Origin of the sequence: Bradyrhizobium sp. GCM10028915, assembly GCF_042666195.1 — a bacterium.
Classification (GTDB): Bacteria; Pseudomonadota; Alphaproteobacteria; order Rhizobiales; family Xanthobacteraceae; genus Bradyrhizobium; species Bradyrhizobium canariense_D.
On sequence record NZ_JBHTFN010000021.1, the window covers coordinates 379,783 to 394,997 of the forward strand.

A 15,215-nucleotide genomic window follows, 5' to 3' on the forward strand; every position below is an offset into this window, starting at 1 on the left:
CACAACCGCTTTATCAGGACAGGGTTCGCGACCGAATGCGCCGGGCGCAAGGCAGCATCACCAGCAAGTATCGTTCCGGCAGCATTTTTCGCGCCGCAACATGGCTTTCTCGGGAAAATTTCACTGGCGAACTTTTCCACCCGCACTAACTTAAGGGTTGGGCGGATACGTCCGAATTCTCGAAAATGGAGAGCCGAAAATGGCCTGGAAAGCCCCGAAGATCGTCGAAGTGCCCTGTGGCATGGAAATCAACATGTATGTGAGCGCCACCCGCAAGTAAGCGGTTGGTGAGTTCGCGTTCTGCGCAGGTGGATCTTTCGGTCACGATGCATGTCCGGAAGACAGGATTTGTGTTTGCGTGAGGTCCACCTCGCGACATTGCCTCCAGGAGACGGATCATGCTTCGCGTCGTCGTCCTGGGCGCCGCAGCCGGCGGCGGAGTGCCGCAATGGAATTGCGGCTGCGAGGGCTGCCGGACGGCCCGTGATAACGGCCAAGAGCTGCAACGGACCCAAGCCTCGGTCGCCTTCAGCGGCGACGGCGAGCACTGGTTCTTGATCAACGCCTCCCCCGACCTCCGCCAGCAATTGAATGCGACGCCACAGCTGCATCCGAAGGCAGGCGCGCTGCGCCATACGCCGATCGCAGGCGTGATCCTGACCAACAGCGAGGTGGACGCAGTGGCCGGCCTGCTGTCGATGCGCGAGGGTTCGCCCTTCACGGTCTATGCGCACGAGAAGGTGCTGGCGATCCTGAGGGCGAACAGCATCTTCAATGTGCTGAACGAGAAAAACGTGCAGCGCCAGCCGATCGGCATCAATGAGCCGTTCGAGCCGCGGCTGCCGGACGGGGCGCGCTCAGGACTTGAGGTGCTGCCCTTCGCGGTCTCGGGCAAATCGGCCTGGTACCTGGAAGGCAAGACGCATCCGGGCGGCGACAGCGGCGAAGGCGATACGCTGGGGCTGAAGATCACCGACAAAGCAACCGGCAAATGCTTCTACTTCATCGCCGCCTGCGCCGAGGTCACCGACGCGCTCAAGGCCGAGATCGACGGCGCTGCGCTGGTGTTCTTCGACGGCACGGTGTGGCAGGACGACGAGATGATCAAGGCCGGGCTTAGCCACAAGACCGGCAAAAGCATGGGCCACGTCGCGATGTCCGGCGACCACGGCGCCATCGCGCGGCTCGCCGACCTCACACTCGACAGGAAGATATTTCTGCATATCAATAATTCGAATCCGGCGCTGCTGCCCGCTTCCCCGGAGCGCAAGGCCGCTGAAGCGGCGGGCTGGCAGATACCCGCGGACGGAACGGAGATCGTGCTGTGAATGCCGCGTCACTGACTGGAATGACCGCGCTCTCGATCGGCAAGGACATCAGGCTCACTAGCGCCGAGGAGCTGGAGGCGACGCTGCGTCACATCGGTGCGACGCGCTATCACAGCCTGCATCCGTTCCATAGACTGCTGCATGGCGGCAAGCTCAACAAGGGCCAGGTGCAGGCCTGGGCGCTGAACCGCTACTATTACCAGAGCACCATCCCGATCAAGGACGCGGTGGTGATCTCGCGCTTCCGCGACCGCGCCACGCGGCTGGAATGGCGCCACCGCATCGAGGATCATGACGGCGACATCGGCTCCGAAGGCGGTATCGAGCGCTGGCTGAAGCTGACCGAAGGCCTCGGGCTGGACACGGCTTACGTGGAATCGACCGAAGGCATCCTGCCGGCGACGCGCTTTGCGGTGGAAGCCTATGTGCATTATTGCCGCGAGAAGTCGCCGCTGGAGGCGATCGCGTCCTCGCTCACCGAATTGTTCGCGCCGAACCTGCACGAAGAGCGCATCTCCGGGATGCTGGAGCACTACGACTTCGTCAATCCTGATATCATGAGCTACTTCAAGCGCCGGCTGGCGCAGGCGCCGCGCGACGCCGGCTTTGCGCTCGACTATGTCAAGGCACATGCCGTCACGCCCGAGCAACGCGCGTCCGTCTGCAATGCGCTGATCTTCAAGACCAACGTGCTATGGGTGCAGCTCGACGCGTTGCAACACGCCTATGTCGAGGGCCATATTCCGCCGGGCGCGTTCGTGCCCCAAGAACACCAAAAGGCGAGCTGAGGAACGAGCGATGGCCGGGCCGCGTCACATCAGCGTCAGCGAGACGAGCAGGCCGGTTCTGCCGCGGCACGCCAAGCTGAAATATGACGAGACGCGAAATGTCTGGGTGATCCTGGCGCCCGAACGCGTGCTGGCGCCGGACGAGATCGCGGTCGAGGTCTTGCAGCTCTGCGACGGCGAGCGCAATGTCGGCGAAATGTCCGACCAACTCGCGGCAAAATACGCCGCGCCGCGCGAGGCGATCCTGGCCGACGTCATCGTCATGCTGCAGGATCTCGCCGACAAGGGCTTTCTCACGGAGGCCCGGGAGAAGACGTCATGAGCGATGTGCTCGGCAATCCCACCATCCCGCCCGACGCCAGCGACAGCCTCGCGGTGCTGGAGAAGAGCCGCTCGACGGCAGAGACGTTCGGCATTCCGCTCGCCGTGCTGCTCGAGATCACCCATCGCTGCCCGCTGCAATGTCCCTATTGCTCCAACCCGGTCGAGCTCGACCGCTCGGGCAAGGAGCTGACGACCGAGGAATGGAAGAAGGTATTGAGCGAACTCGCCGAGATCGGCGTGCTGCAGGTGCATTTCTCCGGCGGCGAGCCGACGGCGCGCAAGGACCTCGTCGAGCTGGTCAAGCATGCGAGCGACGTCGGGCTCTACACCAACCTCATCACTTCGGCGGTGCTGCTGACGCGTGAGCGGTTGAGCGAACTTGCCGATGCCGGGCTCTGCCACGTCCAGATCAGTTTTCAGGGCGTTGAAGAAGCCCTCGCCGACCGCGTCGGCGGCTACAAAAACGGGCACCGCAAGAAGCTCGAAGTCGCAAAATGGACGCGCGAGCTCGATTTGCCGCTCACCGTGAATGCGGTGATGCATCGGCAAAACCTGCACCAGCTGTCTGATATCATCCAGATGTCGGTGGACCTCGACGCCGACCGGCTCGAGGTCGCCAATGTCCAATATTACGGCTGGGCGCTAAAGAACCGCGCCGCGCTGATGCCGACGGTGGCGCAGCTCGACGAGTGCACCCGCATCGTCGAGGAGGCGCGCGAGCGGCTGAAGGGCCGGCTCACGATCGACTATGTCGTGCCCGATTATTACGCGCTGCGGCCGAAGAAGTGCATGGGCGGCTGGGGTCGGCAGTTCTTCAACATTTCGCCGGCCGGCAAGGTGCTGCCCTGCCACGCCGCCGAGAGCATCACCGGGCTCGACTTCGAATCCGTGCGCTCCAACCATTCGATCGCCTGGATCTGGCAGAACTCGGACGCCTTCAACCGCTACCGCGGCACCGGCTGGATGAAGGAGCCGTGCAAGAGTTGCGAATTCCGGGAGATCGATTTCGGCGGCTGCCGCTGCCAGGCCTTTGCGCTGACCGGCGACGCCGCCAACACCGATCCCGCCTGCGCGCTGTCGCCGCTGCACGAGACCATCTTCAAGCAGGCCGAGCGCGAGGCTGAGGGCGAAACCAACCGCTTCCTCTATCGCAATTTCGCCGGCGGCACCCTGGAATCCGAGAATGGTGCCTGACGCCGACGCGGCCAGCTCAGTCAAGCGCGCCGATCCCTTTGCACCGCTGACCTCCGAAATGCTCGACGTCGGCGGCGGCCACGAGCTCTATGTCGAGAGCGTCGGCCGCACCGACGGAATCCCGGCGGTCTATCTGCATGGCGGCCCCGGCAGCGGCTGCCAGCCCGACCACCGCCGGCTGTTTGATCCCGACCGTTTTCATGCCGTGCTGTTCGACCAGCGCGGCTGCGGTCGCAGCCGGCCGAAGGGATCGCGCGCACACAACACCACGCAGCATCTGATCGCGGACATGGAAAAGATCCGCGAGAAATTCGGCGTCGCGCGCTGGATGGTGGTCGGCGGCTCCTGGGGCGCGACGCTGGCGCTGGCTTATGCGCAGGCGCATCCCGAGCGCGTCTCCGGAATTGCGCTGCGCGCGACCTTTCTCGGCACGCGTGCTGAAGTCGAGATCGCCTTCACCTCGCGCCTGTCGCAATTCTACCCCGCGCTCTACGACGATTTTCTGAGCGTGCTGCCGGTCGAGGAGCGCGCGCAACCGGTGGAAGCCTACTATCGCCGCATCCTCGATCCCGATCCGGCGGTGCATGGCCCGGCCTCGCGCGCCTGGCACGATACCGAACGCGCCTTGTCGGAGCACAAGGCGGCAAAGACACGGCTGGATCTGGCGTCGCTGAACGTGTGGCGCACATTGCCGGCGACGCCGTTCATGGAGGCGCATTATTTCGTCCAAGACAGCTTCATGACGGAGAACGAGTTGTTGCGGAACGCCGGCAAGCTCGACGGCATTCCCGGCATCATCGTCCAGGGCCGCTACGATCTGTTGTGCCCTCCCGAGACATCGCAGGCGCTCGCGAAAGTGTGGCCGGGTTCCGAGATTCGCATCGTGGAAGAAGCCGGCCATTCGCTCTATGATACCGGCGTGCGGGACGCGGTCATGAAGTCGATCGCAGATATCGCTTCGAAGATTTCGCGATAGCGGGACAAGAAAATGCCACTCGCCGGGAAGGGCATGTTGCTCACGTCGATGAATATCGACGTTCCAAATGAACCCGATTTCAACCGCTGGTACGATCGCGAGCATCTGGAAGAGCGCGTTGCGATCGAGGGCTTTCTCGAAGCGCGGCGCTATGTCGCGCACGCCGCCAATCCCAAATATCTCTCGCTGTATTCAACCGCGACGCTCGACGTGCTCGACAGTCCCGCCTACCGGGCGAGGCTCGCCAGTCAGACCGAATGGTCGCGGCGGAGCATGGCGCATTTCAAGGACATGCTCCGCGTGGTCGCCCGCATCACGATCAGCAACGGTACCGGACGCGGCGCGGCGCTCGGCCTCGTGCGGCTGCGGCCGACGGCGGACAATGCAGTCGCGTGGCGTGACGCACTGCAAGAACGGCTGGCGCCGGAAAAACACGACGGCATCATCTCCATGCATCTGCTCGAAAGCGAGCCGGAACTATCAGGCGCGACCGCGGATATTCCGGCGGTGCGCAACGAAGGCGCGCGCGACTGGTTCGTGCTGATCGACGGCACGCATGTCGGCGCGGTCTCGTCCGTGATCGCCGAGCGCTTCACCGGCCCTGCCGCCTCGCCATTCCCGCTTCCCGTGTCGGTCGGCTCCTACTGCCTGATGTGGGACCTCGCGAAGAGCGACATCGCGCGCAACTAAGCCATTGGACGCATCGCAACATGCTGCACCGCCACATACTGCGCACGGCCGTTAATCTGTGCGCGCGTAGCTCCCATGAAAGAGGGGAAGCGCGAAATTTGCCGTTGTACTTCGGAGCGGTTCTAATAAGCTAACCCAATGACGTCATTCAGAAACCAGATCGCCGCGCGTTAGCGTTCGCAAGCTCAAGAAAAGGCCGCGGGGTCTTTGAGCCTGCGCGGACAGGGTAGGAATGAAACCGACCGATATTGCGGCCCCCGACTACTTTCACAAAGTGGTCGATTGCCAATGGGCCTGTCCTGCGCACACTCCCGTTCCCGAATACATCCGACTGATCGCCCAAGGCCGCTACAGCGACGCCTATATGATCAATTGGAAATCGAACGTGTTTCCAGGAATTCTGGGACGGACCTGCGATCGTCCATGCGAGCCGGCGTGCCGCCGCGGACGCGTCGAGGAGACGCCGGTCGCGATCTGCCGCCTGAAGCGCGTCGCCGCCGACTTCAAGGACGACATCACGCAGCGCTTGCCGCGCCCCTCGGCCAAGAACGGCAAGCGCGTTGCATTCGTGGGCGGTGGTCCCGCTTCGCTGACGGTCGCCCGCGATCTCGCGCCGCTCGGCTATCATTGCACCGTGTTCGACGCCGATGCCCAAGCCGGCGGCATGATGCGCTCGCAGATCCCGAAATTCCGCCTGCCGGATTCGGTCATCGACGAGGAGACCGGCTACATCCTGGGTCTCGGCGTCGACTTCAAGAGCGGCCATCGCATCGAGAGCATGAAGGCGCTGCTCGCGGAGAAGTACGACGCAATCTTCGTCGGCTCCGGCGCACCGCGCGGCCGCGAGCTCGACATCCCCGGACGCAAGGAAGCAGCCGCCAACGTCCATATCGGCATCGACTGGCTGTCCTCGGTCTCGTTCGGTCATACCGACAAGATCGGCAAGCGCGTCATCGTGCTCGGCGGCGGCAACACCGCGATGGATTGCTGCCGCACTGCGCGTCGCCTCGGCGGCGAAGAGGTGAAGGTCGTCGTGCGCTCCGGCTTCGAGGAAATGAAGGCCTCGCCCTGGGAGAAGGAAGACGCGCTCCACGAAGACATTCCGATCCTCAATTTCCTCGTTCCCACAGCGTTCGTCCACGAAAACGGCAAGCTCACCGGCATCACCTTCCAGAAGGTGAAGGCCGAATACGACGCCAAGGGCCGCCGCAACCTCGTCCCCTCAGGCGAGCCGGACCAGACCATCGAATGCGACGACGTGCTGGTCGCGGTCGGCCAGGAGAACGCCTTCCCTTGGATCGAGCAGGACTGCGGCATCGAGTTCGATAAATGGCACATGCCCAAGGTCGATCCGCAAACCTTCGTCTCGACCAACCCGAAGGTGTTCTTCGGCGGCGACGCCGCGTTCGGGCCGAAAAACATCATCTGGGCGGTGGCGCAGGGCCATGACGCCGCGCTGTCGATCCACAAAATGCTCTCGGGCGAGGACATCACCGAGCGGCCATTGCCCGACGTGTACATCTCCTCGCAGAAGATGGGCATCCACGAATGGAGCTATGACAACGACATCTCCAACGACAAGCGCTACAAGGTGCCGCATCGCGACAAGGTGATCGCGCTGAAGGACATCCGCACCGAGGTCGAGCTCGGCTATGACGTCAAGCTGGCGCTGGGCGAAGCTCATCGCTGCCTGAACTGCGACGTCCAGACCGTGTTCTCGACCTCGCTCTGCATCGAGTGCGATGCCTGCGTCGACATCTGTCCGATGGATTGCATCACCTTCACGGACAACGGCGAGGAAGGCGATCTCCGTCAGCGCCTGAAAGCACCCTCGCTGCATCCGGACCAGGACCTCTATGTGTCCAGCGACCTCAAGACCGGGCGCGTGATGGTGAAGGACGAGGATGTCTGCCTGCATTGCGGGCTGTGCGCCGAGCGCTGCCCCACCGGCGCCTGGGACATGCAGAAATATTTGATCGAGATGACTCACGCAGGTTCAGCATGTCCGACAAAAAGCCGATCAGCAGCGTAAACGACTTCGTCGTCCGCTTCGCCAACGTCAACGGATCCGGCTCGGCCAGCGCCAACGAGATGTTTGCGCGCGCGATCCTGCGCCACGGCGTTCCGGTGAGCCCCCGCAACATCTTCCCCTCCAACATTCAGGGCCTGCCGACCTGGTACGAGGTGCGGGTGACCGAAGACGGCCATCTCGGCGCCCGCGGCGGCGTCGACATGATGGTCGCCATGAACCCGCAGACCTGGGACAAGGACGTCGCCGGCATCGAGCCCGGCGGCTATCTGTTCTATGATTCCACCAAGCCGATGCCGTCGACCAAATTCCGCGACGACATCACCGTGATCGGCGTCCCCCTGACCGCGATCACCAACTCGACCTATACCGATCCGCGCCAGCGCCAGCTGTTCAAGAACATCATCTATCTCGGGGCGCTCTCGGCGCTGCTCGACATGGATCCGAAGCTGATCGAGCAGCTGATCGGCGAGCAGTACAAGGGCAAGGAGAAGCTGCTCTCGTCCAACGTCCACGCGCTGCATCTCGGCCGCGACTGGGCGCTGCAAAACCTGAAATGCCCGACCGGGCTGCGGGTGAAGAAGTCCGACAAGGTCGGCGACCGCATCTTCATCGAAGGCAACAGCGCCGCCGCGCTCGGCGCCGTCTATGGCGGCGCCACGGTGTGCGCGTGGTATCCGATCACGCCGTCTTCGTCCGTGGCCGAGGCCTTCACCGCGCACTGCAAGAAGTACCGGCACGACCCGGAAACCGGCAAGGCGAAATACGCCATCGTGCAGGGCGAGGACGAACTGGCTTCGATCGGGATCGTGATCGGCGCCTCCTGGAACGGCGCGCGCGCCTTCACCGCGACCTCCGGCCCCGGCATTTCGCTAATGACCGAGTTCATCGGCCTGTCGTATTTCGCCGAAATCCCGGCCGTGATCATGAACATCCAGCGCGCCGGTCCCTCGACCGGCATGCCGACCCGTACCCAGCAATGCGACGTCATCGCCTGCGCCTATGCTTCGCATGGCGACACCAAGCATGTGCTGCTGTTCCCCGAAGATCCCGCCGAAGCGTTCGAGTTCGCGGCCGCGGCTTTCGATCTCGCCGAGCGGCTCCAGACCACCATCTTCCTGATGCTCGACCTCGACATCGGCATGAACCACCGGCTCTGCCGTCCGCTGAAATGGGACGACGCCAAGCAATATGACCGCGGCAAGGTGATGACCGCGGAGATGCTGGACGAAGGCCGCGATTTCGGCCGCTATCTCGACGTCGACGGCGACGGCATCCCCTACCGAACCTATCCCGGCACGCATCCGACCAAGGGCTCCTATTTTACCCGTGGCACGTCGCGTGACCGCTATGCGCGTTACTCCGAAGAAGGCTCGGTCTACGCCGACAACATGCAGCGCCTCATGCGCAAGTTCGAGACCGCGCAGGATCTGGTGCCGCGGCCGCTCCAGGCCAATGCGGAACGGCCAACCAAATACGGCGTGATCTATTTCGGCTCGACCACGCCGGCGATGGACGAGGCGATCGGATTGCTTGAAGCGCGCGGGCATCAGCTCGACCGCCTGCGCATCCGCGCCTTCCCGTTCCACTCCAGCGTGGCGAGCTTCCTCGCCGAGCACGATTTCGTCTATGTGGTCGAGCAGAATCGCGACAGCCAGCTGCGCCAGCTCATCGTCAACGAAAACGGCATCGACCCGGTGCGGCTGGTGCCGATCGTGCATTACGACGGCTCGCCGATCACCGCCCGCTTCATCGCAAAAGCCATTGGCGACCACCAGGATCACATCAAGGTGACCCCGCTCCGCAAGGCCGTGTCATGACCTACATTGCAAAGCCGAAATTCCACCATCCCGGGCTGAAGAAGAACGAGCTCGGCTACACCCATCGCGATTACGAGGGCAAGATCTCGACGCTGTGCGCCGGCTGTGGCCATGACTCGATCACGGCCTCCATCATCGAGGCCTGCTATGAGCTTTCGATCGAGCCGCACCGGGTCGCCAAGATTTCGGGTATCGGCTGCTCGTCGAAGACGCCGGACTATTTTCTCGGCAATTCGCACGGCTTCAACTCCGTGCACGGCCGCATGCCCAGCGTCCTGACCGGCGCCAATCTCGCCAATCGCGACCTGATCTATCTCGGCGTCTCCGGCGACGGCGATTCCGCCTCGATCGGCTTCGGCCAGTTCGCGCATTCGATCCGGCGCGGCGTCAACATGACCTATATCGTCGAGAACAACGGCGTCTACGGTTTGACCAAGGGCCAGTTCTCGGCGACCGCCGACCGCGGCTCGAAGTCCAAGAAGGGCGTCACCAACACCGACAACGCCATCGACCTCGTCGCGATCGCCCTGCAGTTGGGGGCGACTTTCGTCGCGCGCTCGTTCTCCGGCGACAAGACCCAGCTCGTGCCGCTGATCGCGGCCGCGATCCGCCACAAGGGCGCGTCGTTCATCGACGTCATCAGCCCCTGCATCGCCTTCAACAACCATGCCGGCTCGACCAAGAGCTTCGACTATGTCCGCGAGCACAATGACGCGGTGAACCGGCTCGACGTGCTGGTCAGCCGCGATCCGATTGCGGTGGATTACGCACCCGGCACCGTGCAAATGGTCGAGCAGCATGACGGCAGCAGGATCGCGCTGCGCAAGATCGATGCCGACTACGATCCGCACGACCGGCTCGGCGCCCAGACCTTCCTGCAAAAGCACGCCGCCAAGGGACAGATCGTCACCGGCCTGCTCTATGTCGATCCCGACGCGGAAGACCTGCACGAGCATCTCAACACGGTCGAAACGCCGCTCAACACGCTGGAAGCCGACACGCTCTGCCCCGGCTCGGCGGCGCTGGACAAGTTCAACGCCAGCCTGCGGTGATTGCCTATCGTGCCACGGCCGGCTGCCGGACGCGTATGGTGATCTTCTCCGACACGATGGGCGGCTCGAACGGATAGTGCTTGGCATCGCCCAGCACGAGTTGAAGCGTGTGCGTCCCGGGCGGAAGCTCGAGCAGCGTTTCGGTCTGCCCTGCCCCGAAATGCAGATGCGACTTGTCCTGCAGGATCGGCTCCTTGGGATCGATGGGGTCGTTGACGTCGATCAGCAGATGATGGTGACCGGCGTTCTGGTACTCGTCGCCGGCATGGGTCACTCCCATGTTGCGCAAGCCGAACCGGACCCAGAATCCGCCGCGCACCTTCTGCCCGTCACGCGGGGTGATGAAATAGAGCTTTGCGTCCTTGGGCGCTGCCTTGCCCTGCGAAAAGGCTGCCCCCGGAAGCAATGCGAGCGCCGCCGCCAGCGCGGCGCAACGAAGGATCTGCATCAAACCAACTCCACCACTTAAGGACTGAGCGCCACGCGGAATCCGTGCGTGGGGTAACGAACATTGGTGTCGTAGCCATCGCGGTTGGACGGCCGCACATATCTCGAATCGTTCTTCCAGGAGCCCGAGCGCAGGACATGAGCGCTGCAGTCCCCGCTGCTCCATGCCGAGCCGTCGGTGGGCGCGCCCTGATAGGTCTTGTGCCAGCAGTCCTCGACCCACTGATCGACGCCGCCGCCCATGTCGTGGAGCCCGAACGGATTCGGCTTGAAGCTGCCGACTTTCGCTGGCTGCTCGGCCGCGAGATCACCGCAATCCTTGCAACCGGCCATGCCCGGCTGCAGCTTGTCGCCCCACCAATATCTGGTCTGCGTTCCGCCCCGCGCGGCATATTCCCATTCGGCTTCGCTCGGAAGCCGATACGTCTTCTTCGTCGCCTTGGCGAGATAGGCCGCATATTGCTGCGCGTCGGTCCAGCTCACATTGCTGACCGGCGCATCGTCCTTGCCGATGGCGGTGAAGCTGCACGCCTTTGCAGCGGCGCACTCGTTCCATTCCTGCACGGTCACGGGATATTTGCTGATCGAGAACGGCTTCACCGTCACCTGATGGACGGGACGCTCGGTCGGGTCGTCGTTGCTTCCCATCGCAAAGCTGCCGCCGCGAATGGCGACCATCTCGGGTTCGCGGACGGGAATCGGCGATTGACTTACCGATTGACTCGTCGATTGATTTGGCGCCTGAGCGGGCGATGGAGATGACGAGGCCGACGAGGGAGAAGGCTGCGGCGTCTGCGGCGCCGCTTCGCGCGGCGGAGGCTGCGGGCTCGGCGATGCGGCAGGAGAAGCGGGAGTGACGGCGGCCTGCTCGCCCACCCTGCCCGGCGCCTGAGCCAGAAGATACCACAGCACGCCGGCGGCCATCACCGACAGCGTGATACCCAGGAGAAAGATCAGGGCATTCTCGCGCCGCCCCCGCGTCCTGCCGACCGCGTCTGCATCCGGCAGCACTTTATAAACGCGCACGGGATCGGTGATGTTCTTGACCTTGCGGTCCCCGAGCGACTCGTAACCGCACACGACCTTGTGCTTGATCTGCTCGTAGATCGCGCCGGAGATAAAGACCTGGCCTGGCTCGGCGATGCCCTCGATACGCGTGGCGATATTGACGCCGTCGCCGTAGACGTCGTCAGGCTCCACGATGACGTCACCGAGATTGACGCCAATCCGGTACTCGATCCGGGTGTTCTTCGGAAGCGAGGCGTTGCGGCCGATGAGATTCTGCTGGATGACGATGCTGCATCGGACGGCCTCGACCGGACTGTCGAAAATCGCGATGAAGCCATCGCCCGTCGTCTTCACCAGACTTCCGTTGTGCTCGACGATGCTGGGCTGGATGAGATCCCGCTCGATCCGCTTGACGCGGACGTGCGTGCCCTCTTCGTCGGCCTGCATCAGGCGGCTGTAGGAAGCGATGTCACCGACAATGATGGCCGCGAGGCGACGAGGCATAGGGCCGTGCGAAGGCGGCTCGTCATTCCCGGATCTGAAGTTGCGAATTTCGCCCATTGCGGGGACTCCACAAACTTGCAAAGGCAGACCCCAGCCTACGACTGCCAAAGGCGATCGTCTGTGAAGGCTATCACATCGATGGAATCGGGCAATGTCCGTGGAATCGCAGGCGCCGAGTTCCGAAAGGCGAAGGCGTCACGTCGAATGAACCTTCAGGACCCCACCGACGACTAATGCCCGGCGTGGAACTAATCACCTCGCTCCGCCCTGCGATGATGCTGTCAGCTGTGCGGACGTTGAACGCGTCGCACCGGGGCTGCGTCTACAGCGTACAGCTCAGCTGCTGCGGCCATCATGAAGTCTTTTCTCGTTGCGGCCGTCTTCCTTGCCGCGCTCGGCGGCGCCGCTCACGCCGAGGAGGCCGACGATATCCGTGAGGCCAGCAAGGCCGAAGCCGAAACCTTCAACGTGCGCATGTATGCCGGCGAACCCGGCAACAAGGCCTATGCCTGCTTCGTGCGCCGCTACGATGCCGAGCATCTGGCGCACCATCCGAAGCAGAAGGTCGCCTCGATGAAGCTGCTGATCTCGGCGGAGATGGACACCGAAGACAAGCAGCTCCACAACTCCTTCCGCCTCGGCTTCAGATATCGTCACCGCTCCGGCGATTTCGATTCCAGCGGCTCCTGTCATCACGCCGTGTTCACCAAGGACGGCACCGAAATCCGCCTCGGTTGCGGCGTCGACTGCGAGGGCGGCGGCATCGGCGTCGCGCTCTCGAAGGACGACAAATCGGCGGTCGTGCGGCTGGCGCGGGTCAGGGTCTGGCAGAACAACAAGCCGGACGAGGATGCCGAACTGTCACTGGTCGCCGGGGCCGACGACGGGATTTTCCGCCTAGATCGAACGGACAATAAGGAATGCGCCTCGCTCGTGACCGACCGCAAGGAACTCGCCGCGTTTCGCCACAAATGATATGTGTCCGGCACAATCGAGGGGAGATCGTCATGAACCGCCGGAACATCTTGTGGAGCGCCGTCTCAGGCCTGGGCGCGGCACTTGGCGCCTCCAGCGCGAAGGCCGCGACCGAGGCCGGCACGGGCAACAAGCTGAAGGTGGTCTATCACCTGAGCGATGCCGAGAAGGTCAACTTCGTCCTCGGCAACATCCAGAACCACATCGATGGCGTCGGCGGCCCCGACCATGTGACGATCGCGCTGGTGATCCACGGCCCGGCACTGAAGGCGTTTCACTCGGCGCAGGCCAACCCTGACATTAGCAAGCGCGTCGGCGATTTTTCCAAGGATGGCGTCGAGCTTGCCGCCTGCGGCAACACGATGAAGGCGCAGAACGTCACGCTCACGGATCTGCTGCCGGGCTTCGTCAGCGCGGAGAAGGGTGGCGTCGTCCGTTTGGCCGAGCTCCAGTCGCAGGGTTATCTCTATCTGCGGCCGTAGGGGCCGGCGCTCGACACCCCCTTGACGTACACATAACCCCAGGGTTATGAATATATCCATAACTTGCAGGTTATGGATTTTATGCCCGCCACCGCCCACGACCTTTTGTTCAGGACGCTCGCCGACCCCACCCGTCGGGCGATCTTCGAGCGATTGTGCCGCGAGGGCGAACAGACGGTCGGGGCCCTGACAGCACTGTCGGGCGTTTCCCAGCCCGCGGTCTCAAAACATCTCGGCGCGCTGAAGCAGGCTGGCCTGGTGCGCGACAGGCATCAAGGGCGGCAGAAGCATTATAGCGCCCAGCCCGGCGCGCTCAATCCGCTGATCGACTGGACCAGCCAGATGACCGGATTCTGGCAGAACCGGCTCGATGCGCTCGACGATCTCCTGAAGAGGATGGACCAATGAACGAATCCCCCACCGAAACCCGATCTGTCGTCGTCGAGCGCGAATATGCCTTTCCGGCAGAGCGGATCTGGCGCGCGCTGACGCAGCCACATCTGATCGAGGAATGGCTGATGAAGAACGACTTCAAGCCGAACGTGGGCCACCGCTTCAACCTTCGCGGCGAGTGGGGCGGCGTGCTGGACTGCGAGGTCCTCACCATCGAGCCGCAGAAGACACTCGCCTACACCTGGAATTTCTCGCATGACGACGCGGCGTTCGATCTCAAGAGCGTCGTGACCTTCACGCTGACGCCGGCGGGCGCAGGCACGCATCTGCGCGTCGAGCAAGCGGGCTTCAGCCCGACGCAGAAGCAGGCTTTTGGCGGCGCGCATGCCGGCTGGAAGCAGTTTCTCGCCAAGCTGGACGAGCTGCTGGCAAGGGCAGACTAGCTTGGCCGCCGGCCTTCATTCAATCATCTCAAGAGGAGGTTTCATTGACCGGAAACATGTGGGTTCGACAGATCCATCGTTGGCTGTCGATCGCTTTCACGCTTGCCGTCATCGCCAACATCGTCGCCCTGACGCTGCAAGTCCAGGCGACGTGGATCGGCTTGCTCGCCTTCGTCCCATTGATCCCATTGCTTGCGACCGGACTCTACATGTTCGCGCTGCCATATCTCGGCCGCAGCCGCGGCGCCCGACAAGAGGCGTGAACATGAAGAAGGCCGTCACCGTGAAAAACAGCAGCGCGACGAAGGCGGATGGCGCTTCGCCATCCAGGATGATCGACGGCAGGATCAAGGAGCTCGGCGACTGGCGCGGCGACATGCTCGGACGAATCCGCGGCCTGATCAAGGAGGCCGATCCTGACGTCGTCGAGGAATGGAAATGGCGCGGCGTTCCGGTGTGGGAGCACGACGGCATCATCTGCACCGGCGAGACCTACAAGGCCGTGGTGAAGATGACCTTTGCCAAGGGCGCAGCGCTGGACGATCCAGCCGCCCTGTTCAACTCGAGCCTCGACGGCAACGTGCGGCGCGCGATCGATATTCGCGAAGGCGAGAAGATCAACGAGAAGGCGTTGAAGGCGCTGATCCGCGCAGCCGTGGCGCTGAATGCGTCCAAGAAGAAGCCGGCGAAACGTTCCGGATAGAACAGCCGTTGTGGAGCCACGAACGCTTTCCTTCTCCCCTTGTGGGAGAAGGTGGCGCG

Annotated in this window: 18 protein-coding genes; 16 read left to right on the forward strand and 2 right to left on the reverse strand. The window is 63.2% G+C overall.

What is annotated here, in order from left to right; all coding sequences use genetic code 11:
* Positions 1-199: 199 nt before the first annotated feature.
* From pqqA to ACFQX9_RS13685, 10 genes are all read left to right on the forward strand, one after another.
* Positions 200-280, forward strand: coding sequence for a pyrroloquinoline quinone precursor peptide PqqA (gene pqqA / locus ACFQX9_RS13640; RefSeq protein WP_007595659.1), 81 nt, complete (start codon positions 200-202; stop codon positions 278-280).
* Between the two features lie 118 nt (positions 281-398).
* A complete protein-coding gene (gene pqqB / locus ACFQX9_RS13645; protein ID WP_085385338.1) occupies positions 399-1,328 on the forward strand; it encodes a pyrroloquinoline quinone biosynthesis protein PqqB in 930 nt (309 codons plus the stop codon).
* A 20-nt stretch (positions 1,329-1,348) separates the two neighbouring features.
* Positions 1,349-2,116 carry a pyrroloquinoline-quinone synthase PqqC gene (gene pqqC / locus ACFQX9_RS13650; protein WP_377789043.1) on the forward strand — a complete coding sequence of 256 codons (768 nt, stop codon included), beginning with the start codon at positions 1,349-1,351 and terminating at the stop codon, positions 2,114-2,116.
* Between the two features lie 10 nt (positions 2,117-2,126).
* The gene (gene pqqD / locus ACFQX9_RS13655) at positions 2,127-2,438 is read left to right on the forward strand and encodes a pyrroloquinoline quinone biosynthesis peptide chaperone PqqD (protein ID WP_085351888.1); all 312 of its coding nucleotides are present in this window, start codon (positions 2,127-2,129) and stop codon (positions 2,436-2,438) included.
* Complete coding sequence (gene pqqE, locus ACFQX9_RS13660) at positions 2,435-3,634, forward strand: pyrroloquinoline quinone biosynthesis protein PqqE (protein ID WP_018454081.1); 1,200 nt, start codon at positions 2,435-2,437, stop codon at positions 3,632-3,634. The genes pqqD and pqqE overlap by 4 nt, the downstream gene beginning before the upstream one ends.
* A complete protein-coding gene (gene pip / locus ACFQX9_RS13665) occupies positions 3,624-4,610 on the forward strand; it encodes a prolyl aminopeptidase (RefSeq protein WP_085351889.1) in 987 nt (328 codons plus the stop codon). The genes pqqE and pip overlap by 11 nt, the downstream gene beginning before the upstream one ends.
* A gap of 12 nt (positions 4,611-4,622) precedes the next feature.
* Positions 4,623-5,300 carry a DUF4286 family protein gene (locus tag ACFQX9_RS13670; protein WP_018454079.1) on the forward strand — a complete coding sequence of 226 codons (678 nt, stop codon included), beginning with the start codon at positions 4,623-4,625 and terminating at the stop codon, positions 5,298-5,300.
* Positions 5,301-5,532: 232 nt separating this feature from the next.
* Positions 5,533-7,332: an FAD-dependent oxidoreductase gene (locus ACFQX9_RS13675; protein ID WP_085351890.1), complete on the forward strand. Its 1,800-nt coding sequence runs from the start codon at positions 5,533-5,535 to the stop codon at positions 7,330-7,332.
* The gene (locus ACFQX9_RS13680; RefSeq protein ID WP_377788910.1) at positions 7,302-9,149 is read left to right on the forward strand and encodes a 2-oxoacid:acceptor oxidoreductase subunit alpha; all 1,848 of its coding nucleotides are present in this window, start codon (positions 7,302-7,304) and stop codon (positions 9,147-9,149) included. The genes ACFQX9_RS13675 and ACFQX9_RS13680 overlap by 31 nt, the downstream gene beginning before the upstream one ends.
* Positions 9,146-10,201: a 2-oxoacid:ferredoxin oxidoreductase subunit beta gene (locus ACFQX9_RS13685; protein WP_085351892.1), complete on the forward strand. Its 1,056-nt coding sequence runs from the start codon at positions 9,146-9,148 to the stop codon at positions 10,199-10,201. The genes ACFQX9_RS13680 and ACFQX9_RS13685 overlap by 4 nt, the downstream gene beginning before the upstream one ends.
* Before the next feature lie 4 nt (positions 10,202-10,205).
* Here ACFQX9_RS13685 and ACFQX9_RS13690 read toward each other — a convergent pair whose 3' ends face one another.
* A complete protein-coding gene (locus ACFQX9_RS13690) occupies positions 10,206-10,649 on the reverse strand; it encodes a DUF4399 domain-containing protein (protein WP_377788912.1) in 444 nt (147 codons plus the stop codon).
* A 17-nt stretch (positions 10,650-10,666) separates the two neighbouring features.
* On the reverse strand, positions 10,667-12,217 hold the full coding sequence (locus tag ACFQX9_RS13695; RefSeq protein WP_085351894.1) for an SUMF1/EgtB/PvdO family nonheme iron enzyme: 1,551 nt from the start codon (positions 12,215-12,217) through the stop codon (positions 10,667-10,669).
* 297 nt (positions 12,218-12,514) lie between these two features.
* Between ACFQX9_RS13695 and ACFQX9_RS13700 the strand changes: the two genes are divergently transcribed.
* The 6 genes from ACFQX9_RS13700 (at position 12,515) to ACFQX9_RS13725 (ending at position 15,156) form a co-directional block, all read left to right on the forward strand.
* On the forward strand, positions 12,515-13,135 hold the full coding sequence (locus tag ACFQX9_RS13700) for a hypothetical protein (RefSeq protein ID WP_377788914.1): 621 nt from the start codon (positions 12,515-12,517) through the stop codon (positions 13,133-13,135).
* A 32-nt stretch (positions 13,136-13,167) separates the two neighbouring features.
* Positions 13,168-13,617 (forward strand): DsrE family protein, encoded by a 450-nt coding sequence (locus ACFQX9_RS13705; RefSeq protein ID WP_085385332.1) that lies wholly within the window; start codon positions 13,168-13,170, stop codon positions 13,615-13,617.
* Between the two features lie 81 nt (positions 13,618-13,698).
* Entirely contained in the window at positions 13,699-14,025 is a 327-nt protein-coding gene (locus ACFQX9_RS13710; protein WP_377788916.1) for an ArsR/SmtB family transcription factor, read from the forward strand.
* Positions 14,022-14,453: an SRPBCC domain-containing protein gene (locus tag ACFQX9_RS13715; protein ID WP_317245832.1), complete on the forward strand. Its 432-nt coding sequence runs from the start codon at positions 14,022-14,024 to the stop codon at positions 14,451-14,453. The genes ACFQX9_RS13710 and ACFQX9_RS13715 overlap by 4 nt, the downstream gene beginning before the upstream one ends.
* Before the next feature lie 44 nt (positions 14,454-14,497).
* Complete coding sequence (locus tag ACFQX9_RS13720) at positions 14,498-14,716, forward strand: hypothetical protein (protein WP_026232665.1); 219 nt, start codon at positions 14,498-14,500, stop codon at positions 14,714-14,716.
* Positions 14,717-14,718: 2 nt separating this feature from the next.
* Positions 14,719-15,156 (forward strand): DUF1801 domain-containing protein, encoded by a 438-nt coding sequence (locus ACFQX9_RS13725; protein ID WP_317245831.1) that lies wholly within the window; start codon positions 14,719-14,721, stop codon positions 15,154-15,156.
* The last annotated feature ends 59 nt before the right edge of the window (positions 15,157-15,215 follow it).